The organism is Pseudomonas fitomaticsae (genome assembly GCF_021018765.1).
Classification (GTDB): Bacteria; Pseudomonadota; Gammaproteobacteria; order Pseudomonadales; family Pseudomonadaceae; genus Aquipseudomonas; species Aquipseudomonas fitomaticsae.
Map to the genome: position 1 here is coordinate 4,172,052 of NZ_CP075567.1, position 26,708 is coordinate 4,198,759.

Annotated in this window: 21 protein-coding genes; 7 read left to right on the plus strand and 14 right to left on the minus strand. The window is 61.1% G+C overall.

The window, feature by feature from the left end; all coding sequences use genetic code 11:
* Positions 1–42 precede the first annotated feature (42 nt).
* From KJY40_RS29610 to KJY40_RS18765, 4 genes are read left to right on the plus strand one after another with little or no spacing between them, the layout of a single operon-like run.
* Positions 43–171, plus strand: coding sequence for a hypothetical protein (locus KJY40_RS29610; RefSeq protein WP_007951477.1), 129 nt, complete (start codon positions 43–45; stop codon positions 169–171).
* A 50-nt stretch (positions 172–221) separates the two neighbouring features.
* Positions 222–1,445, plus strand: a complete 1,224-nt coding sequence (locus KJY40_RS18755) for a YcaO-like family protein (RefSeq protein ID WP_230731702.1) — start codon at positions 222–224, stop codon at positions 1,443–1,445.
* Positions 1,442–2,392 carry a class I SAM-dependent methyltransferase gene (locus tag KJY40_RS18760; protein WP_230731704.1) on the plus strand — a complete coding sequence of 317 codons (951 nt, stop codon included), beginning with the start codon at positions 1,442–1,444 and terminating at the stop codon, positions 2,390–2,392. Before KJY40_RS18755 ends, KJY40_RS18760 begins: the two co-directional genes overlap by 4 nt.
* A complete protein-coding gene (locus KJY40_RS18765) occupies positions 2,389–3,267 on the plus strand; it encodes an alpha/beta fold hydrolase (protein WP_230731706.1) in 879 nt (292 codons plus the stop codon). The genes KJY40_RS18760 and KJY40_RS18765 overlap by 4 nt, the downstream gene beginning before the upstream one ends.
* Before the next feature lie 43 nt (positions 3,268–3,310).
* Here KJY40_RS18765 and KJY40_RS18770 read toward each other — a convergent pair whose 3' ends face one another.
* From KJY40_RS18770 to KJY40_RS18795, 6 genes are read right to left on the minus strand one after another with little or no spacing between them, the layout of a single operon-like run.
* Positions 3,311–5,053, minus strand: coding sequence for an ABC transporter substrate-binding protein (locus tag KJY40_RS18770; protein ID WP_230731709.1), 1,743 nt, complete (start codon positions 5,051–5,053; stop codon positions 3,311–3,313).
* A gap of 47 nt (positions 5,054–5,100) precedes the next feature.
* Positions 5,101–5,373 (minus strand): DUF2160 domain-containing protein, encoded by a 273-nt coding sequence (locus tag KJY40_RS18775; RefSeq protein WP_039767461.1) that lies wholly within the window; start codon positions 5,371–5,373, stop codon positions 5,101–5,103.
* Positions 5,374–5,383: 10 nt separating this feature from the next.
* A complete protein-coding gene (locus KJY40_RS18780; RefSeq protein WP_230731711.1) occupies positions 5,384–6,184 on the minus strand; it encodes a carbohydrate ABC transporter permease in 801 nt (266 codons plus the stop codon).
* Between the two features lie 9 nt (positions 6,185–6,193).
* Positions 6,194–7,060, minus strand: coding sequence for a carbohydrate ABC transporter permease (locus KJY40_RS18785; RefSeq protein ID WP_007951487.1), 867 nt, complete (start codon positions 7,058–7,060; stop codon positions 6,194–6,196).
* Positions 7,057–8,169: an ABC transporter ATP-binding protein gene (locus tag KJY40_RS18790; RefSeq protein ID WP_230731712.1), complete on the minus strand. Its 1,113-nt coding sequence runs from the start codon at positions 8,167–8,169 to the stop codon at positions 7,057–7,059. The genes KJY40_RS18785 and KJY40_RS18790 overlap by 4 nt, the downstream gene beginning before the upstream one ends.
* Entirely contained in the window at positions 8,169–9,263 is a 1,095-nt protein-coding gene (locus KJY40_RS18795; RefSeq protein ID WP_007951489.1) for an ABC transporter ATP-binding protein, read from the minus strand. Before KJY40_RS18795 ends, KJY40_RS18790 begins: the two co-directional genes overlap by 1 nt.
* A 270-nt stretch (positions 9,264–9,533) precedes the next feature.
* Here KJY40_RS18795 and KJY40_RS18800 point away from each other — a divergent pair, with 270 nt between their 5' ends.
* Positions 9,534–11,399, plus strand: coding sequence for a sigma-54-dependent Fis family transcriptional regulator (locus tag KJY40_RS18800; RefSeq protein WP_230731714.1), 1,866 nt, complete (start codon positions 9,534–9,536; stop codon positions 11,397–11,399).
* A gap of 275 nt (positions 11,400–11,674) precedes the next feature.
* Here the strand turns inward: KJY40_RS18800 and cysS are convergent, their stop codons facing one another.
* Together cysS and KJY40_RS18810 are read right to left on the minus strand one after the other, a co-directional pair.
* Positions 11,675–13,057: a cysteine--tRNA ligase gene (gene cysS, locus KJY40_RS18805; RefSeq protein ID WP_085699081.1), complete on the minus strand. Its 1,383-nt coding sequence runs from the start codon at positions 13,055–13,057 to the stop codon at positions 11,675–11,677.
* Positions 13,058–13,077: 20 nt separating this feature from the next.
* Positions 13,078–14,778, minus strand: a complete 1,701-nt coding sequence (locus tag KJY40_RS18810; protein WP_230731716.1) for a glutamine--tRNA ligase/YqeY domain fusion protein — start codon at positions 14,776–14,778, stop codon at positions 13,078–13,080.
* 252 nt (positions 14,779–15,030) lie between these two features.
* Between KJY40_RS18810 and KJY40_RS18815 the strand changes: the two genes are divergently transcribed.
* Entirely contained in the window at positions 15,031–15,537 is a 507-nt protein-coding gene (locus tag KJY40_RS18815) for a peptidylprolyl isomerase (RefSeq protein ID WP_007951494.1), read from the plus strand.
* Entirely contained in the window at positions 15,534–16,286 is a 753-nt protein-coding gene (gene lpxH / locus KJY40_RS18820; RefSeq protein WP_230731718.1) for a UDP-2,3-diacylglucosamine diphosphatase, read from the plus strand. Before KJY40_RS18815 ends, lpxH begins: the two co-directional genes overlap by 4 nt.
* A 37-nt stretch (positions 16,287–16,323) precedes the next feature.
* Here the strand turns inward: lpxH and KJY40_RS18825 are convergent, their stop codons facing one another.
* The 6 genes from KJY40_RS18825 to KJY40_RS18850 form a co-directional block, all read right to left on the minus strand.
* A complete protein-coding gene (locus KJY40_RS18825) occupies positions 16,324–17,853 on the minus strand; it encodes a DHA2 family efflux MFS transporter permease subunit (protein WP_085690026.1) in 1,530 nt (509 codons plus the stop codon).
* A gap of 93 nt (positions 17,854–17,946) precedes the next feature.
* On the minus strand, positions 17,947–19,149 hold the full coding sequence (locus tag KJY40_RS18830; RefSeq protein WP_169430970.1) for an HlyD family secretion protein: 1,203 nt from the start codon (positions 19,147–19,149) through the stop codon (positions 17,947–17,949).
* Positions 19,150–19,164: 15 nt separating this feature from the next.
* The gene (locus KJY40_RS18835) at positions 19,165–20,634 is read right to left on the minus strand and encodes an efflux transporter outer membrane subunit (protein ID WP_230731720.1); all 1,470 of its coding nucleotides are present in this window, start codon (positions 20,632–20,634) and stop codon (positions 19,165–19,167) included.
* Entirely contained in the window at positions 20,624–21,106 is a 483-nt protein-coding gene (locus tag KJY40_RS18840) for a MarR family winged helix-turn-helix transcriptional regulator (protein WP_230731722.1), read from the minus strand. The genes KJY40_RS18835 and KJY40_RS18840 overlap by 11 nt, the downstream gene beginning before the upstream one ends.
* 175 nt (positions 21,107–21,281) lie before the next feature.
* A complete protein-coding gene (locus tag KJY40_RS18845; RefSeq protein WP_230731724.1) occupies positions 21,282–24,956 on the minus strand; it encodes a translocation/assembly module TamB domain-containing protein in 3,675 nt (1,224 codons plus the stop codon).
* Positions 24,953–26,680, minus strand: a complete 1,728-nt coding sequence (locus KJY40_RS18850; RefSeq protein ID WP_230731726.1) for an autotransporter assembly complex protein TamA — start codon at positions 26,678–26,680, stop codon at positions 24,953–24,955. Before KJY40_RS18850 ends, KJY40_RS18845 begins: the two co-directional genes overlap by 4 nt.
* Positions 26,681–26,708: the final 28 nt, after the last annotated feature.

Sequence of the window (26,708 nt, forward strand, 5' to 3'; positions counted from 1 at the left end):
GCTTGCAACAGCACTCCCAAACAACAACCAAGGAGCAACATCATGGGCTACATGGGCAGCTTGAACGCAAACCCTATCGATGAACTGGAAGAGCAGGAAGCACCCTCGCCAGAGCAGATCGAAGCGCTGCAACTGACCGAGGAAGAACAGGCGGAACTCAACGCCGAGTGACAGAACCCGCGGGGGCCTTGCGCCCTCGCGGGCTTTCCAGGAAGGGCATCATGGACAAGACAACGTTGGCCGAGCGTGAGCTCACGGCCGATCAGGCAGAACGGCGTATTCATACCGAACTTTCACGCCTGGGCCTCACACCGCACACCCGCACCCTCGGCAGCAAAGTGGTTGCCGTTCAGGCGAGTCTGCAGGGCAGCGACAACCGTCATGCCCGTGGCTCCGGCAAGGGCTATGCGGATCAGGCGCACCTGGGCGCGCTCTATGAAGCGCTCGAGCACTATTGGACGGATGAGTTCTGTACCTACGATGTTCACCACGAGACGGAAGGCTATTTCAAAGACACGCCGGTGTTTGCCGATGACTCGCTTCTGCACAGGCTCACCTGCCAGCAAAACGTGCACATCACCTGCCGGACCTATGTCTGTCCGCCGTGGCATGACCGGTTTTCCTATCCGGTGGTGCTGACTTCGCCGAACGGTTCACGTTTGCCGTCGCTACCGGGCACGGCGGACTACCGCGCCGTGCGGCGTTACGCCAGCAACAGCGGCACCGCGATTGGCGCCACTTACCACGAAGCGATGCTGCACGCCGCCAACGAATGCATCGAGCGCGACGCCGTGTCGTTGTTTCTGCTCGATCATTTTTATTACCAGAACCATCCACCACTGCGACGGGTGGCGCGCCTCACTGAAAGCGACGAACTCGGTCGTCTATGGGCCGATGCCGAACAGGAAATCGACGGCGAAATCGTGCTGGTGGATATCAGCACCGAGTTCATGACCCGGACTTTTCTGGCCTTCACCACCAAGCCGGGCGCTCACCCACAAGTATTCGGCAGCGGCAGTTCCCTCGACCCGCGCCACGCGGCGTGGCGGGCGCTCACTGAACTGGTGCAATTGCAACTGAGTGCCGCCGAACCCGAATACCACCAGACGCTGACCAATGCGCTGCGCAACCTGCAGCCCTTCCCGCGCCTGCTGCGCTGTGCGCAGTTCGATCCGCAGACGCTGCTGCATCGCTGCGTTCAACACGAGGTGAGACTGCCGGACTCCGCCAAAGACCTGTCGGTGGACAATCAACTGCACTTGCTGACTCAAGACCTGCGGATTCATGGCCGTACTCTCGGTGCCGCCGTCCTGCAGCGAACCGAGCTCGGCACCACCCTGCTCAATGTGGTGATCCCCGGACTGGAACGCTTCTTCGTGGTTTCCAGCGGCAACGTCGTCATTCCGCAAGCCCGGGGCCGTACTTTGGAGAGGCCAGCCCCATGAACCGATTCGATCACAACCGGGAACTGACCTTGGCCAGATCCATACGGCGTCACCTCAACGAGAACGGCGCTGTTGGCCACTACCTCGAACCGCGAGGCAGCGGACTGCATCACGTTTTTTTCCTGCGGGTGAACGATGAGCTCTGGGTCGGCCGCAAGCTCCTGCAACGTGACCGTCATTTCCAATGGCAGGCTGGCAGTGCGCTCAAACCCGGCATGTTGTTTGGCCCGCATCTCCATTCATTGTGGGGTGATGACGGGTTGTCGATCGGCTATCGGACGGTCTCCCCCGCAGACAAAGCGCAGTTCTTCGAGCACGCCTTGCATCAGGCTGACAGCGAGATCCTGTTTCCCTTTCCACTGTTGGATGAGACAGGCCGGGAAGCGGTCTGCCCGGCAGACTTCTGGCAATGCAACGAATCACTGGCCGAACAGCTGAACACTGACGAACAGCACTTGCGCGAATATTGCGCCGGGCTGCTCCAGGCCATCACTGAAAAAGGCGCACTGATTTACGATCCGGCCTGTTCGACCGGCGCGTTCATTGCCCATCTCGCCCGCGCCCTGCCCGACTGTCTGTGTCTGGGCAGTGACCGTTCGGCCTCGATGATCGAACACGCCAGGCAATGCCACGGCGGAACATCCGTCGAGTTCGACGTGCTGGAGGCGAGTGAAGCCTTCGATACCGGCATCTGCTGCGATGTCTTGATCCTGCGGTTCCTCAACGCCGAAGTCTTGACCCGCCGCGAGGCCCAAACCGCATTCGAATCGCTGATCCGTTGCGTCAAACCTGGCGGCTCGATCCTCGTCTTCGGTCATACCCCGGTGCTGATCCCGGTCACCTGGCTTGCCTCCCTCCACCACCTGAAACTTGAATCCAGCGTCGCGGCGCGGCCTGGGCAGGTCGAGCTGTTCCAGTTCTATCGTCTGACGGTTCCGGCACCATGAGCTTTTCCCTGCACAGCCGAGGTTTTTACCCGACCGGCGACGGCCATCAACTCTACTGGGAACGCCATGGTGTTCCGGGACACGAACCGGTGTTTTTCCTCCATGGCGGCCCCGGCGGACGTATCAGCCGCCACCATCTGCAGTTCTTCGAACCGGGCCGGTTCGACATCATCCTGTTTGACCAACGGGGTTGCGGACGCTCGACGCCTTACGGCGAGCTGCAGGACAACACTACCGGGCTATGTGTCGAAGACATCGATGCCCTGCGCCAGCATTTCGGATTCGAAAAAATCAGCGTGCTCGGCGTGTCATGGGGCAGCTGGCTGGCAATTCAGTACCAGCAGCGTTACCCGCAGCACCTGCTGAAAACCACGTTGGTCTCTGTATTCGTGCCGTTTGCCGACAATGTCCGGGCCTACGATCAGGCGCTCAATGACGGGCTGGCGCAATCGCCAGAATCATCGCCCGGCCAACGCGCCAGGGACATCTACCGGATACTCGGCGAAGGCCGCCCATCGCAGCAACACCGCGCCGCCATCGAATGGTTGAACGCTGTTCTACGTCGCACAGGGCAGACGATTTGCCCCGACACACTGGAGCGCTTCGTCGATCAGGAAGCGGTGCTCGCGATTCGTCTGGAACTGCATTACCACCTGCAGAACTACTGTTTCACGCCAAAGGATGAAGACCTGACCCTCGACGACAACACCCTGCTGATCCAAGGCATCCGCGACACCTATGGCATGGCCAGCGTGCGCTGGCTCAGGCAACGCATGAACATCCACTGCCGGCTGCTGCACGCCGGGCACAATGCCTTTGAAAACGCACTCCTCAAAGCGGTGCGTCGGGCGGTGAAACGTGAAATCGAGGGCTAAAAAAAACGGCACCCGAAGGTGCCGTTCCGTCCCGCAAAAGCGCTTACTTGCGCGCCGCCTCCCACGATTTGAGCAGTTCGTTGTAGCTCACGGTTTCGCCTTTCGGTTTCTCGTTGGCCAGTTTCGGTTTTGGTGCGCCCGGCTGGTCGAACCAGTACTGTGCGTCGCGCTCGGGGTTCATTTTCGGTGCGCACACCGCTTGGGCCTTGGAGCGTTCCAGACGGGTCATGATCGCGTCCTGATCCTTGGCCAGACCGTCGAGGGCCTGTTGCGGGGTTTTCTCGCCGCTGGCGGCTTCGGCGATGTGGCTCCACCACAGTTGTGCCAGGCGTGGATAGTCCGGCACGTTGGTGCCGGTCGGCGTCCATTGCACGCGGGCCGGGCTGCGGTAGAACTCGACCAGACCACCGAGTTTCGGCGCCAGGTCGGTCATCGCTTGCGAGTTGATGTCCGACTCGCGAATCGGCGTCAGGCCGACGATGGTTTTCTTCAGCGACACGGTTTTCGAGGTCACGAACTGCGCATACAGCCAGGCCGCGAGTTTCTGTTTCTCAGGCGTGGATTTCATGAAGGTCCACGAGCCCACGTCCTGATAACCGAGCTTCATCCCCTCTTCCCAGTACGGCCCGCGCGGCGACGGCGCCATGCGCCATTTCGGCGTGCCATCGGCGTTGACCACCGGCAGGCCCGGTTTGGTCATGTCGGCGGTGAAGGCGGTGTACCAGAAGATCTGCTGGGCAATGTTGCCCTGGGACGGCACCGGGCCGGATTCGGAGAAGGTCATGCCCGCCGCTTCCGGTGGCGCGTACTTCTTCAGCCAGTCGACGTATTTGGTGGTGGCGAACACCGCCGCCGGGCCGTTGGTGTCGCCGCCGCGGGTCACGCTGGAACCGACCGGGTGGCAATCCTCGACGCGAATCCCCCACTCGTCCACCGGCAAACCATTAGGAATGCCCTTGTCGCCGCCACCGGCCATGGAGAACCAGGCATCGGTGAAACGCCAGCCCAGCGACGGGTCTTTCTTGCCGTAGTCCATGTGCCCGTAGATGCGTTTGCCGTCGATTTCCTTGACGTCTTCGCCGAAGAATTTGGCGATGTCTTCGTAGGCCGACCAGTTCACCGGCACGCCCAGTTCATAGCCATACTTTTCCTTGAACTTGGCTTTCAGGTCGGCGCGTTCGAACCAGTCGGCGCGGAACCAGTACAGGTTGGCGAACTGCTGGTCGGGCAACTGATAGATCTTGCCGTCCGGCGCAGTGGTGAAGGAGATGCCGATGAAGTCCTTGATGTCGAGGGTCGGCGAGGTGAAGTTCTTGCCTTCGTTGGCCATCAGGTCGGTGATCGATTCGGTTTTGCCGTAGCGAAAGTGCGTACCGATCAGGTCCGAGTCGTTGACCCAGCCGTCGTAGATGTTCTTGTCCGACTGCATCACGGTCTGCATTTTTTCCACGACGTCGCCTTCCTGCAGCAGGTCGTGGGTCAGCTTGATGCCGGTGATTTCGCTGAAGGCCTTGGCCAGCACCTTGGATTCATACTCGTGGGTGGTCAGGGTTTCCGAGACGACCTTGATGTCCATCCCGCGAAACGGCTCGGCCGCCTTGATGAACCACTTCAGTTCTTCCAGTTGCTGCTCGGCCGTCAGGGTCGACGGCTTGAACTCGCTGCCGATCCATTTTTTTGCGGCATCTTCGTAGGCGTCGGCCCAGGCGGACGCGCTCAAACCGCTGAGTGCCAGCATGGCTGCCAATGAAATGCTATGTCGCAGCTTATTTTTCTTATCGAACATAGAGACCTCCTGTTAGGTTTTCGGAGCAAGATTGCCGAGCGATTCGACTAGCCCCAACGCATCACAGCCAACAGCCACACCAGGGACAACGCGGACGCTACCCAGATGCTCCAGTCGGTCACGCCGATTACCAGCAGATGCAGGTAGGCGCTGCCGAGAAGACCGATGAACAAGCGATCGCCACGGGTGGTGGCAATCGGCAGAAACCCTCGCCGCAAGATGCTCGGCGAGCGCAATTCCCAGGTGGTCATGCCCACCAGGATCAACCCGATCACGATGAAAAACGCCGCCGTCGGGACGGTCCAGCTCATCCATTCCATCATCAGTTCCTCAGACCCGGCCCAAGGCAAAGCCCTTGGCCACGTGGTTGCGAACGAACCAGATCACCAGCATGCCGGGGAGAATAGTCAACACCCCCGCCGCCGCCAGTACGCCCCAGTCAATGCCGGACGCCGACACCGTGCGCGTCATCACCGCCGCGATCGGTTTGGCGTTCACCGAGGTCAGCGTGCGTGCCAGCAGCAGTTCGACCCAGGAAAACATGAAACAGAAAAACGCCGTCACACCGATGCCGGAGCCGATCAGCGGAATGAAGATCTTCACGAAAAACTTGGGAAAACTGTATCCGTCGATGTAGGCGGTTTCGTCGATTTCCTTCGGCACCCCGGACATGAACCCTTCGAGAATCCACACCGCCAGCGGCACGTTGAACAGGCAGTGCGCCAGCGCCACGGCAATGTGGGTATCGAACAGGCCGATCGATGAATACAGCTGGAAGAACGGCAGCAGGAATACCGCCGGTGGCGCCATGCGGTTGGTCAGCAACCAGAAGAACAGGTGCTTGTCGCCGAGAAAGCGGTAGCGCGAAAACGCGTAGGCCGCTGGCAGTGCCACGGTCAGAGAAATGATCGTGTTCAGGCTGACGTAGTACAGCGAGTTGATATAGCCGGTGTACCAGCTCGGGTCGGTGAAGATCACCATGTAGTTCGCCAGCGTGAAATCCTGTGGGAAAAGGGTCAGTCCGCCGAGGATTTCGGTGTTGCTCTTGAACGACATGTTCAGCAGCCAGTAGATCGGCACCAGCAGGAACAGGATGTAGAGCAGCAGTGGAATCAGCTTTCTTTTGCTCATGGCCGGGCCTCAGCGGTTGGCATCGTTGTGGGTCATGGCGGTGTAGAACAGCCAGGACACCAGCAGGATGATCAGGAAGTACACCAGCGAGAATGCCGCCGCCGGCCCCAGGTCGAATTGGCCTACGGCCATCTGGGTCAGGGTCTGACTCAGGAAGGTAGTCGAGTTGCCCGGCCCGCCACCGGTGAGCACGAACGGCTCGGTGTAGATCATGAAGCTGTCCATGAAGCGCAGCATCACCGCGATCAGCAGCACGCTCTTCAACTTGGGCAACTGAATGTGCCGGAACACGGCCCAGGCCGAAGCCCGGTCGATGCGTGCGGCCTGGTAATACACATCGGGAATCGCCCGCAACCCGGAGAAACACAACAGCGCCACCAGCGAAGTCCAGTGCCAGACGTCCATCACCAACACGGTGACCCAGGCGTCCATGGTGTTCGCCGCGTAGTTGTAACTGATGCCCATGGCGTTGAGGCTCGACCCCAGCAGGCCGATGTCGGCGCGGCCGAAAATCTGCCAGATGGTGCCGACCACGTTCCATGGAATCAGCAGCGGGATCGCCAGCACGATCAGCACCACCGACGACCAGCGCCCCTTGGTCGGCATGGTCAGCGCGATGGCGATGCCAAGCGGAATTTCGATCAGCAGCACACACGCCGAGTAGATGAACTGGCGCAGCAGCGAATCATGCAGACGCGGATCGAGCAGCACCTGCTTGTACCAGTCGGCACCGACGAAGTAGCGGCTGGACTGGTCGAAGATGTCCTGCACCGAATAGTTGACCACGGTCATCATCGGGATCACGGCACTGAAGGCCACCAGCAGGAACACCGGCAACACCAGCCACCAGGCCTTGTTGTTCTGCACCTTGTTCATGGCTGTACCTCGCTGTCGGTGGCATCCAGCAGAAATTCGTCGGCATAGACCATCAGCCACTGCGCCGGAAAACTGATGTACGCCGTGCCCTGCGGCACCGGTTTGTCCTCGGCCAGACGCACTTTCAGCGGCGCGCCGTCCAGATCCAGAGTCATGATCTTGTAGGTGCCGAGGTCTTCGACGTGTACGACCCGCGCCTGCATCGCGTCATCGAACGGCTCGTCCCACACATGAATGAACTCGGGGCGGATGCCGACCTTCAGATTTTTCCACTGGCCGTGTTCGATATGGCGCTGCAAGGCGTCGGACAGCGGCAGGTGGGTCGAGTTGAAACCGACCCCGCCCGCTTGCGGCTGCACTTCGATCAGGTTCATCCCCGGGCTGCCGATGAAGTAGCCGACAAAGGTGTGGCTCGGCCGCTCGAACAATTCCCGTGGCGTACCGAACTGGACGATCTGGCCGCCGTACATCACCGCGATCTTGTCGGCGAAGGTCGAGGCCTCCAGCTGATCGTGGGTGACGTAGACCATGGTGATGTTGAACTGCTCGTGGATCTGCTTGAGCTTGCGCCGCAGCTTCCATTTCAGGTGCGGGTCGATCACCGTCAGCGGCTCGTCGAAGAGAATCGCCGACACGTCATCGCGCACCAGGCCACGGCCCATGGAGACTTTCTGTTTTTCGTCGGCGGTGAGGTTGCGCGCCTTTTTGCTCAGCAGGTTTTGCAGGTCGAGGACTTCGGCGATTTCCTGCACCTTGCTGTGCACTTTCGCCTCGGCCAGGCCCTGATTGCGCAAGGGAAAGGCCAGGTTGTCGAACACGGTCATGGTGTCGTAGACCACCGGGAACTGGAACACCTGCGCGATGTTGCGCTTCTCCGGGGTCAGGTCGTTGACCGCTTTGCCGTCGAACAACACATGACCCTGGGACGGGCTGAGCAGACCTGAAATGATGTTGAGCAACGTCGACTTGCCGCAGCCCGAAGGGCCGAGCAAGGCATAGGCGCCGCCCTGCTCCCAGATGTGGTCCATCTCGCGGATCGCGTAATCCTCGGGCCCGCTCGGGGTTTTGCTGTAGCTGTGGGCGAGGTGCTGCAAACGGATTTCGGCCATCAGGCAACCCTCGCGACACGCCGGCCCGGTGCCTGCACCAGACGGCCCTGCGCATCGAACACAAACAGTTTATGAGTCGGGATATAGATGCGGATCGGCGCATCGACGTCGTATTCGTGAACCCCCGGCAAATGCAGCACCAGCAGGAAATGCTCGTTGCGCACGTGGAGGAAGGTTTCCGAACCGCTGATTTCCGCCACCTCGACGGTCACCGCCAGCTCAAGGTCGTCATCGTTGCTCGGTACCAGCGAGATGTGGCTCGGGCGCACGCCAAAGCGGAACTCGCCCTCGCCCACCGGCCGCAGATCGACGTTCAACGGAAAGTGTACGAAGTTGGCGAAACTCACTTCGTTGCCGGCGATGCGTCCCGGCATCAGGTTGATCGGCGGCTCGGAGAACAATTCAGCCGCCAGTACCGTTTGCGGCTGGTGATAGACCTCGGTCGACGGGCCGCTCTGGATCACCCGGCCCTCGTGCAGAATGGTGGTGGTGCCGCCCAGCGCCAGCGCTTCGTTGGGCTCGGTGGTGGCGTAGATGGCGATAGTGTGGCGCGCCTTGAACAGCTCGCGCATTTCCTGGCGCAGCTCTTCGCGCAGTTTGTAGTCGAGGTTGACCAGCGGCTCATCAAACAGGATCAGCTCGGCATCCTTGACCAGCGCCCGCGCCATGGCCGTGCGCTGTTGCTGGCCGCCGGACAGTTCCAGCGGATAGCGCTTCAGAAACTTCTCGATGCGCAGCATCTTCGCGGTTTCCTGCACCTTGCTCTGGATCTGCTCATTGGAGATCCCGGCCTGGCGCAGCGGTGAGGCGATGTTCTCGAACACCGTCATGGTCGGGTAATTGATGAACTGCTGATAGACCATCGACACGTTGCGCAAACGCACCGGGCGCTGGGTGACGTCGACGCCGTTCATCAGGATCCGGCCGCTGTCGGGCTTGTCCAGACCGGCCATCAGACGCATCAGACTGGTCTTGCCGGACAGCGTGCGCCCGAGCAAAACGTTGAAGGATCCAGGTTCGAATTTCAGGCTCGCATCGTCGATCCAGGTCTGGCCCTCGACGGTGCGGCTGACGTGCTCCAGGGTGAGTGACATGGCTCGGCCTTTTTATTATTGGAGTCAAGCGACCTGTCCTGTAGAGCGACATTCGTGCCAGAAACGGCAAGCTGTTGATTTGCCGTCGAATTCCCTGAAAGCCACGCAAACCGTGGTTCGTAGCTGAACACAAGTGAACAGTCGCGACTGAACAATTGAACAGTCGGGCGATTGACAATGAACAATAGTGAACAACACTCTATGGATGCTTTTTGCTCGTCGAACGAGCCATAACAAAAACAACAAAGCACCCTTCAGAGACTGCCAATCATGGCCGCACCTGCCCCGCCGCTTTCCCATGACGCCATCGTCCAGGACTCCTGGTCCCGTTGCCGCGCCTTCGGTCTCAATCATCAAAGCGCCCCGGCCTTCGATCAGTTGCCCGCCGCCGGCATCGCGCAGTTGCTCGACCGCCATCATTCGCTGGTGCAGACCACTCACCAGGAAGTGCTGCCGTATTACGAGAACATCCTGAGCAACTCCAACTGCCTGATCATGCTGGCCGACAATCAGGGCCAGGTGCTGACGTCCTGGGGCACCCAGCGCTTTATCGAGCCGAACCTGGCGCGCGGTTTTCAGGCCGGCGCCAGTTGGGTCGAGCGCGTCAGCGGCACCAACGCCATCGGCACCGCACTGGCCTGTGAGCAGGCGGTGCACATCGAACACGATGAACACTTTCTCAAGGCCAACCGTTTCATGACCGGTTCCGCCGCGCCGATTTTCGATGCAGAGCGCAAGGTCATCGCGGTGCTCGACGTGTCCAGCGACAGCTATCTGCCACCGTCGCACACCCTCGGCATGGTCAAGATGATGAGCCAGACCGTGGAGAACCGGCTGATCCTCAACCTGTTCCATGGCCAGCACTTTCAACTGACCTTCAACACCGGGTTGAACAACCTCGACAGCCAGTGGGCCGGGCTGCTGATCTTTGATGAGAGCGGTCAGGTGCTGTCGGCCAACCGTCGGGCCGACAATCTGTTGGGGGTGCGGTTGTCGCGGGTCAGCGTTGAGAGCCTGTTCAAGGTGTCGTTGCTGGAGTTGATCAATCAGCCGGACGGTTTGCCGTTCGCCTTGCAGACCTCCGGGCGCAATCGTTTCCAGTGTTTGTTGAAACGGCCTAAACAGGCGCCGATTCAGGCGCGCGTCTTCACTGAAACAAGAACCGCTGAAGCCAGAACAGCCGAACCGAAAGTCGCCGCACCCACGGCCATCAGCCTGAGCACGTTGCACTTCGGCGACAGCCGCGTGGAAAAAGCCGTGCGCCAGGCCGAGCGTCTGCTGGAAAAGGACATCCCGCTGCTGATTCACGGGGAAACCGGGGTTGGCAAGGAAGTCTTCGTCAAGGCCCTGCACCAGGCCAGCTCCCGCAGCAAACAGGCGTTCATCGCCGTCAACTGCGCAGCGATCCCCGCCGAACTGGTGGAGTCCGAGCTGTTCGGCTATGAAAAAGGCGCATTCACCGGTGCCAACCAGAAAGGCAGCATCGGCCTGATCCGCAAGGCCGACAAGGGCACGCTGTTTCTCGATGAAATCGGCGACATGCCGCTACCGACTCAGGCACGTCTGTTGCGCGTGTTGCAGGAGCGCTGCGTGCAACCGGTGGGCAGCAGCGAGCTGTTTCCGGTGGATCTGCGGATCATCTCCGCCACCAACCGTTCGCTCAGGGAACAGGTGCAACTGGGGCGTTTTCGCGAGGACTTGTACTACCGCATCGGCGGCTTGACCCTCGAATTGCCACCACTTCGCGAGCGCAGCGACAAGCAGGCGCTGTTCAAACGGTTGTGGGAACAACATCGCGAGCCGTCGCAGTGGGCGGGATTGAGTCGCGAGGTGCTGGACTTGTTTGAACGGCACCCGTGGCCGGGCAATCTGCGTCAGGTCAGCAGCGTGATGCAGGTGGCGCTGGCGATGGCCGAGGAACAACCGATTCGGCCCGAGCATTTGCCCGACGACTTTTTTGTCGATCTGGAGATGGAGCCGGTGGAAGTGGCCGAGCCGTTGGGCATCGACCTGAACGATGCCGAGGCGTTGAACCGGGAGTTGCAGCTGGCCGGGGGCAATATTTCCCATCTGGCGCGACGATTGGGGGTTAGCCGCAATACCCTGTACAAGCGGCTGCGACAGATTGAAGGTTGAGTAAGCCCCTTCCCCTCATCGGAACGCCGCCCGCCCAGCCCTCTCCCCCAGGAGAGGGAGCGGACCGAGGTGTCTTGCGTTTTGCATCGACCTGAAAAACCAGCGGATTATGGATTCGGCGCCAATCGTTCAAGTAAGTTATCTCTCGAGCATCCCCTCAATCACTCTCATTTTCCTGGGGGAGAGGGCGTAATCTCAGGTCAACACAAGTCTCCCAACCAGCAGAAAAACAAAAACCCGCACAAGGCGGGTTTTGTTTGTAGCAATCGCAGCGATCAGTCAGCCAGACGCCAGGTCGTGCCGCCCTTGCCGTCTTCCAGCACCACGCCCATGGCGGTGAGCTGGTCGCGGATGCGGTCGGATTCGGCCCAGTCCTTGCCGGCACGTGCCGCCAGACGCGCAGCGATCAACGCCTCGACTTCGGCTGCATCGACACGCCCTTCGGCGCCGGCCTGCAGGAAGTCATCGGCCTCGAGCTGCAACACACCGAGCACGCTGGCCAGTTCCTTCAGGCGGGCTGCCAGACCGGCTGCTGCATCGAGATCGCTCTCGCGCAGACGGTTGATCTCACGCACCATCTCGAACAGCACCGCGCAGGCTTCCGGCGTGCCGAAGTCGTCGTTCATCACCGTGGTGAAACGCTCGACGAACGCTTCGCCGCCAGCCGGTGCCACGTTCGGCAAGCCTTTCAACGCGTGGTAGAAACGCTCCAGTGCGCCCTTGGCGTCCTTGAGGTTGTCTTCCGAGTAGTTGATCGCGCTGCGGTAGTGGCTCGACACCAGCAGGTAACGCACGACTTCCGGGTGGTACTTGTCGAGCACGTCGCGAATGGTGAAGAAGTTGTTCAAGGACTTGGACATCTTCTCGCCATTGATACGGATCATGCCGCAATGCATCCACGCGTTGGCGTAGGTCTTGCCGGTGGCCGCTTCGCTCTGGGCGATTTCGTTTTCGTGGTGCGGGAACTCGAGGTCGCTGCCGCCGCCATGAATGTCGAACGTCTCACCCAGGCAGCAGGTCGACATCACCGAGCACTCGATGTGCCAGCCCGGACGCCCGGCGCCCCACGGCGATTCCCAGCTCGGCTCACCCGGTTTGACGCCTTTCCAGAGCACGAAGTCCAGCGGATCCTCCTTGGCTTCGTCGACCTCGATCCGCGCACCGATGCGCAGGTCTTCGATCTTCTTGCGCGAGAGCTTGCCGTAGCCCATGAACTTGCCGACGCGGTAGTACACGTCGCCATTGCCCGGGGCATAGGCGAAACCCTTGTCGATCAGGGTCTGGATCATCGCGTGCATGCCAGGGATGTGATCCGTGGCGCGCGGCTCCATGTCCGGCTTCTGGATGTTCAGGCGCGCTTCGTCTTCGTGCATCGCGGCGATCATGCGCTCGGTCAACGCTTCGAACGACTCGCCGTTCTCGTTGGCCCGGTTGATGATCTTGTCGTCGATGTCGGTGATGTTGCGCACGTAGGTCAGGTCATAACCGCTGAACCGCAACCAGCGGGTCACCAGGTCGAACGCGACCATGCTGCGGCCATGGCCCAGGTGGCAGTAGTCGTACACGGTCATCCCGCAGACGTACATGCGCACCTTGTTGCCATCCAGCGGCTTGAAGACTTCTTTGCTCTTGGTGAGCGTGTTGTAGATCGTAAGCACGGTGTTTCCTTAAGACTTGATCACTGGCCCCACGAATCACGCAGGGTCACGGTACGGTTGAATACCGGCTGACCTGGTTTCGAGTCCTTGATATCCGCGACGAAGTAACCTTCGCGCTCGAACTGGAAACGGTCTTCCGGCTGTGCGTTGCCCAGCGAGGGTTCAGCACGACAACCGGTCAGCACTTGCAGTGAGTCAGGGTTGATGTTGTCCAGGAAACTCGCGCTGTCTTCGGCCTTCTCCGGGTTCGGAGAACGGAACAGGCGATCGTACAGACGCACTTCGCACTCGATGCTGGCGGCGGCCGGCACCCAGTGGATCACGCCCTTGACCTTGCGGCCTTCAGGGTTCTTGCCCAGGGTGTCCGGATCGTAGGAGCAACGCAGCTCGACGATGTTGCCGTCGGCGTCCTTGATCGCTTCGTCGGCACGGATCACGTAGCTGCCGCGCAGACGCACTTCGCCATTCGGCTCCAGGCGCTTGTAGCCTTTTGGCGGCTCTTCCATGAAGTCATCGCGGTCGATGTAGATTTCACGGGCGAACGGCAGCTTGCGTACGCCGAGTTCTTCTTTCTGCGGATGACGCGGCAGCTCGAGGTTGTCGACCTGATCTTCCGGGTAGTTGGTGATCACGACTTTCAACGGACGCAGCACGCACATGGCGCGCGGAGCGTTGGCGTCCAGGTCCTGCCGGATGCTGAACTCGAGCATGCCGAAGTCGACCACGCCGTCGGAACGGTTGGTGCCGATCATCTCGCAGAAGTTGCGGATCGACGCCGGGGTGTAGCCACGACGGCGGAAGCCCGACAGCGTCGACATGCGCGGATCGTCCCAGCCGTTGACGTGTTTTTCGTCAACCAGTTGCTTGAGCTTGCGCTTGCTGGTGATGGTGTAGTTGAGGTTCAGACGGCTGAACTCGTACTGACGCGGGTGCGCCGGCACTGGCAGTGCGTCGAGGAACCACTCGTACAGCGGACGATGGCTTTCGAACTCCAGGGTGCAGATCGAGTGGGTGATGCCTTCGATGGCATCCGACTGACCGTGGGTGAAGTCGTAGTTCGGGTAGATGCACCACTTGTCACCGGTCTGATGGTGATGGGCGTGGCGGATGCGGTACATGATCGGGTCGCGCAGGTTCATGTTCGGCGAGGCCATGTCGATCTTGGCACGCAGCACGCGGGCACCGTCCGGGAACTCACCGGCGCGCATGCGGGCGAACCAGTCCAGGTTCTCTTCCACCGAACGGTCGCGGAACGGGCTGTTCTTGCCCGGCTCGGTCAGGCTGCCGCGGTATTCCTTGGCTTGCTCGGGCGTCAGGTCGTCGACGTAGGCCTTGCCGGCCTTGATCAGCTCGACCGCCCAGTCGTGCAACTGGTCGAAGTATTGCGAGGCGTAGCGAACTTCGCCGGACCATTCGAAGCCCAGCCATTTGACGTCGCTTTCGATCGCGTCGATGTATTCCTGGTCTTCCTTGGCCGGGTTGGTGTCGTCGAAACGCAGGTGAGTGACGCCGCCGAACTCCTGGGCCAGGCCGAAGTTCACACAGATCGACTTGGCGTGGCCGATGTGCAGGTAGCCGTTGGGCTCAGGCGGGAAACGGGTGACGATCTGCGTGTGCTTGCCCGAGTCCAGGTCCGCCTGGATGATCGGCCGCAGGAAATTGACCGGCACGGCAGGGCCGGACTTGGCATTCGAGGTAGGGTCGACAGTGGGCTTGCTCATAGGATCCTTGACTTACATGTGCGCGGCCGCAGAGGGGGCCAGACAAAACAAAGCCGCTATCATAGCCGATGCTGTCAAGGGGCTGACAGAGCAGGCCCTGTAAAGGAGTGCATTTAATCGCAGGGATTTGGAAAAACAGCCTCGAAATTCGCGCCTGTCACGCTAAACTGCGCACCTTGGCCCTCACGGGCTGAACCGGTAACGGGGCGAAATGCTCCAATGCCCACGAATTTCTTATAAAGAGTAGCGATCATGACTCAAGTAAAACTGACCACCAACTTCGGTGACATCGTCATCGAACTGAACGCTGAAAAAGCCCCGATCACCGTGGCCAACTTCATCGAATACGTGAAAAAGGGTCACTACGAGAACGTCGTGTTCCACCGCGTCATCAAAGGTTTCATGATCCAGGGCGGCGGTTTCGAGCCAGGCATGAAAGAAAAGAAAGACAAGAGCCCGAGCATCCAGAACGAAGCCGACAACGGCCTGAAGAACGAGAAATACACCCTGGCCATGGCTCGCACCATGGATCCGCATTCGGCCTCGGCTCAGTTCTTCATCAACGCCACCGACAACAGCTTCCTCAACCACACCTCCAAGACCGCTCAGGGCTGGGGTTATGCCGTATTCGGTAAAGTGGTTGCGGGCACCGACGTTGTCGACAAGATCGAAGGCGTTTCCACCACGTCCAAGGCAGGCCACCAGGACGTACCAGCAGACGACGTGATCATCGAGAAAGCCGAGATCATCGAAGCGTGATATTGCTGATTTCAGACTTGCATCTGGAAGAGGAGCGCCCGGACATTACCCGGGCGTTTCTGGATTTGCTCGCCGGACGCGCCCGCTCGGCGAGTGCGTTGTACATTCTGGGCGACTTTTTCGAAGCGTGGATTGGCGACGACGCCATGACCCCCTTCCAGCGTTCCATCTGCCAGGCCCTGCGTGAACTCAGCGACAGCGGCACGGCCATTTTTCTGATGCACGGCAATCGCGACTTCATGCTCGGCAAGGCCTTCTGCAAACAGGCCGGCTGCACGCTGTTGAAGGACCCGAGTGTCGTGCAGTTTTACGGCGAACCGGTGTTGCTGATGCACGGCGACAGCCTGTGCACCCGCGACGAAGCCTATATGAAACTGCGCCGCTACCTGCGCAACCCGCTCAGCCTGTTCATCCTGCGCAACCTGCCCTTGCGCACCCGGCACAAGCTCGCGCGCAAGTTGCGCAGTGAAAGCCGGGCGCAGACGCGGATGAAGGCCAATGACATCGTTGATGTCACGCCGGAGGAAATTCCGCGGATCATGCAGGAATACGGGGTGAAAACCCTGGTTCACGGGCACACCCATCGCCCGGCCATCCACAAGTTGCAGCTCGGCGATCAGGCGGCCAAGCGGATCGTGCTGGGGGATTGGGATCGTCAGGGCTGGGCGCTGCAGGTGGATGAGAACGGGTTTGCGTTGGCGCCGTTCGATTTCGCGCCGCCGCCAGCACTACCCGCCCCAACTGCATGATCGTTCCCACGCCCTGCGTGGGAACGATCTGGCTAAGTTAGTGACCGCTGGCCGCCGGCCCTGCCTTCGCAGCAAACGGCGGCTTAGCTAGCCACACAATCAGAATCAACCCCATGAACCCCCACCCCAATAGCGTGAAGTAATCCACGGTCGAAAGCATATACGCCTGACTCGTCAGCACGTGATCAAGCTGCGCATACGCCGGATTGCTCGCCCCACCCAACTGATTCAACGCCTCACGGGTCGCCGGTTCATAGGTGCTGATGCTCTCGCTCATATAGGCATGATGCTGATCCGCCCGGCGAATCCAGATCCACGTCGTCAACGACGCCGCAAAACTGCCGCCCAATGTCCGCAGGAACGTCGCCAGACCAGCGCCATCGGCAATCTGGCTCGGCGGCAAGTCCGACATCAGAATGCTCAGGGTCGGCATAAAGAACAGCGCCACGCCAATCCCCATGAACAGTTGCACCAGCGCGATGTGCTGGAAGTCCACTTCGTTGGTGAACTCGGCGCGCATGAAGCAGCTCAGGCCGATCGCCAGGAACGCCAGACCGGCCAGCAGACGCAGGTCGAACTTGTGCGCGTACTTGCCGACAAACGGTGACAACAGCACCGGCAGAATGCCGATCGGTGCCACCGCCAGCCCGGCCCAGGTCGCGGTGTAGCCCATCTGGGTCTGCAACCACTGCGGCAGGATCAGGTTGATGCCGAAGAACCCGGCGTAACCCAGCACCAGCACCAGCGTGCCGATGCGGAAGTTGCGATAGGCAAACAGCCGCAGGTTGACCACCGGATGCTGGTCGGTCATTTCCCAGATCACGAACACCGCCAGCGCGATCACCGAAATCGCCGCGCCAATGATGATGAAGTTCGACTCGAACCAGTCCAGGTCGTTGCCCTTGTCGAGGATCACCTGCAACGCCCCCACGCCGATGATCAGCGTGATCAGCCCGACGTAATCCATCGGTTGATGGCTGGTGACCACCGGGCGTTTGGCCAGCTGCTGGCGCACCACCATCACCGCGAAGATCCCGATCGGCACGTTGATGAAGAAGATCCACGGCCAGCTGTAACTGTCGGTGATCCAGCCGCCGAGGATCGGCCCGGCAATCGGCGCCACCACCGTGACCATCGCCAGCAACGCCAGGGCCATGCCCCGCCTCGCCGGCGGATAGACCGCGATCAGCAGCGTCTGGGTCATCGGGTACAACGGCCCGGCCACCAGACCTTGCAGCACTCGGAAGCCGATCAGTTCCGGCATCGATGTGGAAATACCGCAGAGGAACGAAGCCAGCACAAACAGGATGGTCGCCCACAGAAACAGCTTCACCTCGCCAAAGCGACGGCTCAGCCAGCCGGTGAGCGGCAGTGCGATGGCGTTGCTCACGGCAAACGAAGTGATGACCCAGGTGCCCTGCTCCGAACTTACGCCGAGGTTGCCGGAAATGGTCGGCAGCGCCACGTTGGCGATGGTGGTGTCGAGCACCTGCATGAAGGTCGCCAGCGACAGGCCGATGGTGCTGAGCAACAGGCTGGGCGGCGTAAAAGAGGCGTTATTGCTCATCGCGAATCCTTTGGAACTCGGCGGGTGCCGCGCTTGTTACAGACGCAGTCACCTTTGTGGGAGCGGGCTTGCTCCCACAGGGTCAGTGGTGGATCAGCGTTGCGCAGTCTTGCTGACCGCCGCGCTGTTGTCGTGGATCAACTGGGTGATCATCGCGTCGGCTTCGGCCAGTTGGCGGTCGTAGACGTTGGTGCTGAACGAGGCCTGTTGCGGCGGTTGCTGGGCCAGAACCGGGCCGCTCTGGTCGTGCAGGTTGACCTCGACATTGGTCGACAGACCGACGCGCAGCGGGTGCTTGGCCAGCTCTTCGGCGTTGACGTGAATCCGTACCGGCACACGTTGCACGATCTTGATCCAGTTACCGGTGGCGTTCTGTGCCGGCAACAGGGCAAACGCGCTGCCGGTGCCCGCGCCGAGGCTGTCGATGGTGCCGCTGAACTTCACGTCGCTGCCATAGATGTCCGACTCGATCTCCACCGGTTGGCCGATGCGCATGTCACGCAGTTGGGTTTCCTTGAAGTTGGCGTCGATCCACAACTGATCCAGCGGGATCACCGCCATCAGCGCGGTGCCCGGCTGCACACGCTGGCCGAGTTGCACGGTGCGTTTGGCGACATAACCGGTGACCGGCGCAATCAAGGTGCTGCGAGCGTTGGTCAGGTAGGCCTGACGCAGCTGCGCGGCGGCAGCCATCACGTCGGGATGCGACGAGACCACGGTGTCATCGACCAGCGCGCTGGTGGTTTTCAGTTGCTGTTTGGCGTTGGCCAGGGCGTTCTGTGCCGAGGTCAGGTCATCGCGGGCGTGGGACAGTTCTTCCTGGGAAATCGCCCCGCCGGCCGCGAGATTTTTCCGCCGGTTGAAGTTGTCCTGGGCTTTCTGCACTTCGGCCTGTTGCGCATTGACCTGGGCCTTCATGCCGTCGACGTTGCTGTACAGGCCGCGCACCTGACGCACGGTGCGGGCCAGATTGGCCTTGGCACTTTGCAGGCCGACTTCGGCGTCGTTCGGGTCGAAGTTGATCAGCACCTGGCCTTCATGCACCAGATCGCCATCGTCAGCACCGATGCTGACCACGGTGCCGGTCACCAACGGGGTGATTTCCACCACGTTGCCGTTGACGTAGGCGTCGTCGGTGCTTTCGCTCCAGCGCCCGATGAATTCGTGATACGCCCAGACACCGGCACCGGCGAGGGCAACCACAACGGCCAGCACCAGCAGCATCACCTTGCGTTTGCGCGGATTGCCAGTGTCCTGGGCGTTGTCTTGAGCTTGTGTGTTTTCGGCAGTGGCCATGACAAATACCTTGAATTAGTTGTGCGGCGTGGCTGGGGTGGCGTTGGCTGCGGTCAGGGTTTGCCCCTGGAAGCCGCCGCCCAGCGCTTGCATCAGTTGAATCGACAGGTCGATCTGCTCGGCATTCAGGTTGGCCAGCTGACGCTGGGCCTGCAGCAATTGCTGCTCGATGCTGAGCACGTCCAGGTAGTTGCCGATGCCGGAACCGTATCGCTGGACGACGGTGTTGTAAGAGTCCCGGGCAATCTCGGTCGCGTGCTGCTGTGCGCCGATCTGTCGGCCGATGTCACGCAGCTGGTTGATGGTGTCGCTGACATCGCCCAGGGCTTTCACCAGGCTTTTGTTGTACTGCGCCACGGCGAGGTCGTAATCGGCGTCGCGGGCATCGAGGTTGGCGCGCAGGCGTCCGCCATCGAAGATCGGCACCGAAATCGTCGGGGCAATGTTGAAGAAGCGACTGGCGGAACCGAACATCGCGTCCCCCAACAAGGATTCGGCACCGGCGGAGGCCGACAGGTTCAAGTTCGGATAGAAGCGGGTCTTGGCCGAGTCGATGTCCTTGCTCGCCGCCTCGACACGCCAGCGCGCGGCGACCAGATCCGGGCGACGGCCCAGCAGTTCGGCCGGAAGCACCGATGGCAGTGCCACGGCGCTGGCTTGCAGGACTTTCGGCCGAGCGATTTCGTTGCCGCGATCCGGGCCTTTGCCGAGCAACACGGCCAGAGCGATTTTCGCGCTGTTCAGGCGCTTTTCGGCGTCGATCAGGCTGGCCTCGGAGCTGGCTTCCAGGCTTTGGGTCTGCTGGAACTGGTACTGGCTGTCGATCCCCGAGTTCAAACGACGCTGGCTCAGGTCGAGCATCTGTTTGGTGCGTTTGAGGTCTTCGTTGGCCAGGTCATAAACGATGTGCGCCTGACCCAGATCGCTGTAAGCCCGGGCCACATCGGCGGCGAGGGTCAGTTGCGCGGCCTGACGGTCGACTTCGGCAGCGCGGGCCTGACCGAGTGCGGCTTCCCAGGCATCACGCTGACCGCCCCACAGGTCGAAGTTGTAATTGAAGCCGGCACTGATGTTGCGCACGGTGGCGTACGCATCGCCCTGCCCTCGCGGGTCCTGATCCTTGGCCAGACGCGAACGGCTGATGCCGGCGCTGGCGTCGAGGGTCGGATAACGCTCGGCATCGGCGGCATACGCAGCGGCGCTGGCCTGATGGGCACGGGCGTCGGCGATCTGCATGTCCGGGCTGTCTTTCAGCGCTTCGCGGATCAGACCGTCGAGCTGCGGATCGCCGAGGCTGGTCCACCAGTCGCTCTTCGGCCACGCGGCCTGGGACAGGGTCACGCCGTTGAGCGATTGCCCGGTCTGCAGGGTTTTCGCATCGAGGCTGGCACCCTGGGTATCTAGGCCACTGTAGTTGGCGCAACCGGCGAGGATCATCGCCGACAGCACCAGTGTCAGGCTGCTGCGCAAGGTTTTACCGCTCATTGTGTTCACCTAACCGCTGGATGGTGATCGGGTCACCGGCTGCCAGCAAAATTTTCTTGAGGATGTATTCCAGGGTTTTCAGCTCGTCCGTAGTGACGGCGCCGGCCAGTTCATTCATGGCATCGGCGCCGATGTGCGGCAGGCGATCGGCCAGTTGCTGGCCCTGCTCGGTGAGTTTGAGTTGCACCTGACGGCGATCGCCTTCGCTGCGTTGGCGAACCAGGAAACCTTTCTGTTCCAGACGGTCGAGCATGCGAGTCATCGAACCGCTGTCCAGCGACAGGTGCCGGCACAGCTCGGCCGGGGTGTCGACGCCGAACTGGGCCATGATGATCAACACCTTGAACTGCGCGGCGGTGATGCCGTGGGGTTCCATGTGGGTGTCGATGATCTTGTCCTTGAGCAAGGCGGCACGGCCGAGCAACAGGCCGAGATGGCAATGCTTGAATTCGTCGGGGGTGAAATGCTTCATGTGCTCACCTAATAACTGCCTAGGCAGTGAATGTATGTCGAGATGTTACTGCCTAGGCAGCGAATGTCAACGTAATAGTTAGGTTGCTTTGTAATTAGCCGATAACTGACCGCGCCTGATCGTTCCCACACTCTGCGTGGGAACGATCAGGCAATTCGGCGATGGGGAACGCGGGCTAGAAATCCCGCTTGTAGAAGATGTCCAGCGAACTGGCCACGCCGCTGGCGGCTTCGAGGTAGACCTTTTTGCTCAGTTTGTAGCGCAAGGCGATGGTGTTGGCCGGCTCGAACACGCCGACGCCATAGCGCAGGCTGAGTTTTTCCGAGATGTTGCCACTGGCCACCACGCTGGTGGTGTTGCCGCTGCCCTGAGTGTCGAGCTGGAAATCTTGAATCCCCAGATCCTTGGCCAGACCGCTGGTGACCCCCGAACTGCCCATCAGGCCCAGACCGAGCGCCGCCTGCGCGAGCATGTTGTTGTCCTCGCCGGTGGTGCTCAGCGGACGCCCCAGCACCAGATAGGACAGCGCCTGTTCCTGGCTCATGGCCGGTTCCGAGAAAATCTGCGTGGTCGGCTGCTCGGCGCTGCCGCTCAGGCGAATACCGGCGATCACATCATCGGTCTGGCGAATCGCTTCAATGTCCAGGTACGGCTGATCGATCGGGCCGGCAAACAGCAGACGCGCGCGACGCACCGTCAGGCGCTGACCGTAGGCGCGGTATTTGCCGTCGTTGAGCCACAGCTCGCCACGGGTGTCCATGTTGTCGCCGATGTGCACGTGACCTTGCAGATTGGCGGTCAGGCCGAACCCGGCGAAGCTCAACTTGTCCTGGCCGACCACCACGTCGATGTCCATTTTCATCGCCAGCGGCGGTTTGCCCTCTTCGGTCTGCGCGCCGACGATGATCGTGTCATCGGAGACTTTCACCGTCGATGGCGGCAGTTCGCGCACGGTGATTTCGCCTTTCGGTACCAGCACCTTGCCGGCAATCGCCAGCTCATCGCCGGCCATGGAAATCTTCAGGTCCGGCGCCACTTCCAGTTTGGCGTAGGGCTCGACCGTCACCGGCAATTGCGTGCCCTTGAGCGCCAGATCCACCACCAGCGCCTGCCCCCAGGCGATGTTGCCGTTCAGACTGCCCTGCCCGCTCTTGCCGCTTTTCCAGCCGCCGTTCAATTGCACGGCTTCACCGGCGATCACCGCTTGCAGTTGCAACGCTTGCAGTTCGATAGGCAATTCCGGCCCGGACACTTCGCCGTCGCTCAGTTGCACGGTGCCGTTGACCAGAGGCGCGAGCAGCCCGCCGGAAATCGTGCCGCTGCCGTTCAGGCGCCCGGTGAGTTTCTCGACCATCGGCACAAACGGCCGTGCCACCGACAGATCCAGCCCGCTGAGGCGGAATGTACCGCTGAGCGGCTTGTTCTTCGGCAGCGGATTGAGCTGCGCCTGCACCATCAACTCACCGAGCTTGCCGCCGACGAAGTTGAGGTCGGTGTCGATACGCTTGGGCGTGAGTTTGCTGGTGAGCTTGAGGGTCTGGTACGGGAAGTCCAGCCACTGATCCTTTTCCTTCATGCGCAAGGTGCCGCCGCTGGCATCGATGCTGACCACGCCGTTCGGGCCGCTGGCCGGCAGGTCCAGTTGCAGGTCGGCATTGAGCTTGCCCTGCCAGGCGAAATCCTTCGGCAGCCACTGCGCCAGGCTTTCGATCGGGAACTGCTTGAGGTGGTAACGCAGCTTCGGTTCCGGCATCAGGCGCTGGTCTTCGCCGCACAGGCTGGCATTGCCGGACATCCAGCAATGGGCGCCGAAGTTGATCTTGCCGTCGGACAGACGCTCGAGCTTGGCCGGGTTTTGCAGCTTCCAGTCCTGACCGCCGGCCTGAATGTCGCCGCTGGCCAGACGCCCGCGCCAGTTGCCCTTGTCCAGATTGCCGTCCAGGCCCAGCGCGAGCTTCAGCTTCGGCCCGAGCAGGTCGAGGTTGAGTTTCTGGTTTTTGATATCGCCCTGGGCGCTGGCGGTCAGGGTGCCCAGTGATGTGTCGCCGGCCTGGATGCCGCTGCCCTTGAGGTCGATTTTCGCCCGTTGCGCGCTGTCGAGGGTGGCGTCGAGGTTGAGGCTTTGCAGGCGATTGTCCTGGAACACCAGTTGCGAGCCTTGTAGATCGAGTTTGCCTTGCGGGGCTTTCAGCGTACCCGCGACATCGACCCGACCGTTGACCTGCCCACGCAATTGCGGCCAGAGCTGGGCGAGACGCGCCAGTTTGATGTCGATCTGCCCGGTGAGCTTCTGTTGCAGGCTGCCTTTGCCATTGATGCTGTTGTCGCCAAGGCGGATTTGCAGGGCATTCAGATTCCATTGCTCGCCAGCGCCGTCAGCCTTGGCTTGCAGGATCGCCGGTTGCCCGCGCAGCTTGCCCTTCAGATCGAGATCGGCATTCAGGCTCAGGCGTTCGTTTTTCATTTCGCCTTTGCTCTTCAACGGACCGGCCAGCGTGCCCGGCAGCTCCGCGACCCAATACGCCGGGTTGAGCGCCGACAGTTCCAGCGCGGTGTCCCAGGCGATGCCATCGGCGAACTGCACGTTCACATGGCCTTCGGCCTTGCCCTGCCCGGCTTCGAGTTTCAGTTGTGGCAGGAAGATCTGCTTGAGATTGCCGCTGAACGGACTGCTCAGGGTGAACGCCCCCGCCGGCCCATCTGCGGCGGCGGCGAAGTTACCGATGTATTGACCGTCGGTGTAGGAGACTTCGCCGGTGAAGGTACGCAACGTGACCTGCGGCTCGTCGATCTCCGGATAGAGCCGGTGCCACGGAAAATCCAGCCAGTTGATATTGGCCTGGGCGCTGAGGCCTTTGCTCCAGTCGACATTGCCGGTGAGCTTGAGGCTTTGCTTGTCGTTGGCCGTCAGGTCGAGGCCGGCAATCTGCGCACCTTTGGCGTCGACCTTGCCTTTGAGCAACAGCGCCACCGGGCCTTTCTCGGCAGGCAGCGTTGCGTTGCCGAGCAATTGGTAACCGTTTTTCAGGTCGCCTTCGCCGGTCAATACCAGTTGATTGAATTGCAGGGTGTCCGGCAGATCGGCGCTTGGCTTGAACGCCTCCGAGGTGATCCGCACCTTGGCCGGCAGGTTTTCCACCAGTGGTTGCAGCTCGCCGCTCAACTGGCCGTTGAGGTAACCACGGCTGTCGGCGTGCAGGTTGAGGGTTTTCAGCAGGTCGCCGTCGATTTTCAGCGCCAGCGTCCACGGCTCGGGAGCCGGCGACGGCAAGGTCAGATCACCGGTGATGCTCAGCGGCCAGTTGCCAGTGGGTTGCAACAGGCCGGACAGGTTCAGGCTCAACTCGTCGCGTTGCAGTTTCACGCTGTCGATCTGCAGGCCCTTGGCGGTCCAGTGCGCCGCCAGTTGCAGGCCTTTCAATTCTTCGCTGCCGTTGAACAGCAGGCTGCCCACCTGCACGTCGCCCAGCTCGATGGCCACGGGCAATTGCAGATCAGGAAGCTTGATCGGGCCGCTGTCAGTGACTTCTTCGCTCGGCGGGAATTGCAGGCTGACGGTATCGGCCTTGAGCTGTTCGATGCACAACGTCATGCGCGTCAGGCACAGAGGCGACCATTCGAAGATCGGTTTGCTCAGCTCGACGCGGCTGGTGTCCTGCTGCCACAACAGGTGATCGGCGCTCCACTGCCCGCCGAGGCGACCCTGGAAGTTGTCGACGCTCAGGCCCGGCACCAGCCCCAGCACCCAACGGCTGCCGGCCTGCGTTCCGAGTACAGCGGTAATGCTCAATACAATCAGCAGCACCAGCGACAACAACGCCAGCGCCGATATTTTCAAACCACGCTTCACAGCTCAGGCCCCATGGAAAAGTGCAGCCGGATGCCGCCATCGTCGTCCAGCGCATGGGCCAGGTCGAGGCGGATCGGCCCCACCGGCGAAACCCAGCGCACACCGATACCGACCCCGGTCTTGAGGTTCGGCAGTTCGAGTTTGTTGAAGGAGTTGCCCTGATCGACGAAGGTCGCCACGCGCCACTTTTCGGCAATCGAATATTGATACTCGACGCTGCCGGCCACCATGTAGCGCCCGCCGATGCGGTCGCCCTCGGAGTTTTCCGGCGACAGGCTCTGATAGTCGTAGCCGCGCACGCTTTGATCGCCACCGGCGAAGAAGCGCAGCGACGGCGGCACCGATTTGTAGCCGTTGGTGGCGCTGCCGCCGACCTGTACCCGACCGAGCAGGCGGTGTTTGTCGAACACCGTGGTCAGGCCCTTGATCAGCGCCGTGCCATATAAAAGGTTGGTGTCCGAGCCGAGGCCTTCTTTCGCAACCTTGCTTTCGAAGGTCAGGCGATAGCCATTGTGCGGGTCGATGCGGTTGTCGCTCTTGAGGTAGGAATAGCTGACGCCGGGCATCAGCAAGGTGCTCAGACCGGAGTCGTCGCCGAGCTGGTATTCCTCGCGCTGCCATTTCAGCGAGATCACCCGCTGCCAGCCGCTCGGCAGTTTGCTGTGCCATTCCGGGCCGAAGGTCAGCAGCTTGCTCAAGGTGTCGGAACCGTCGATGTCCTCGTATTGATAACCGCCGGCCCAACGCAGCTTGTCGGTCAGCGGCGGGTCCAGCGGGATGTCATAGAACAGGCCGACGTTTTGCCGTGGCGCCGACAGTTCGGCCTCCCAGCCATAACTGTCGCCCTGGGGGTTGACCCAGTGGCGGGTCCAGTTGGCCTTGATTCGCGGGCCGACGTCGGTGGAATAACCAAGGCCCAGGCCCATGGTGCGCGGCTTGCGGGTGTCGAGTTTGACGTCCACCGGGATCACGTCGTTTTTCGCGGCGGTCGGCGCGGCGTCGACCCGCACGCCTTCGAAATAGCCACTCGATTGCAGGTCGCGGTTGAGTTCGGCGATCAGCTCGGAGTCATACGGCTCGCCGGCCTTGAACGGCACCATGCGTTGCAGCAGGTCTTCGTCGAACGGTGTGTCGCCTTCAAAGCTGACTGTGCCCAGCGCATAACGCGGGCCGCTTTCGTAGATCAGTTCGACGTCGGCGACCCCGGCGCGGGGATCGACCATCAATTTCTGGCTGGTGAAGCGGCCGCTGAAAAAGCCGTAGCGCGACGCCTGGTTCTGGATCAGACGCTTGGCGTCCTCGTAACGCCCATGGTTGAGCACCGCGCCGGGCTTGAGCACGTCACTTTTCGGGACTCGGAAGGATTTGAGGGAGGCCGCCGGGCCGTCGACCCGCACGGTTACGTTGCGCAGGCGGATCGGCTCGCCGGGATCGATGTTCAGCACCAGACGCGGTTTTTCACCGCCCTTGACGTCACTTTCGATCTGCGGCTGGTAATAACCCAAGGCCTGGGCGGCCTTGCGCGCCTGTTCTTCGGCGCCGCGACTGAAGCGCTGCAAGGCTTCTTCGTCACGATCGCCGAGGCTGCCGATATAGCCTTCTATATTGGCTTTCAGTTCATCGTTGGACGGTTTGATCCGCACATCCAATTCACTTTGCGCCAGCGCCGCGCAGCTGGTTAACAGCATGAGCACGCCACTGGTAAATCTTCCTGGAAACTTCATAGGCGCGGATGCTATCACGGGCTTGGGA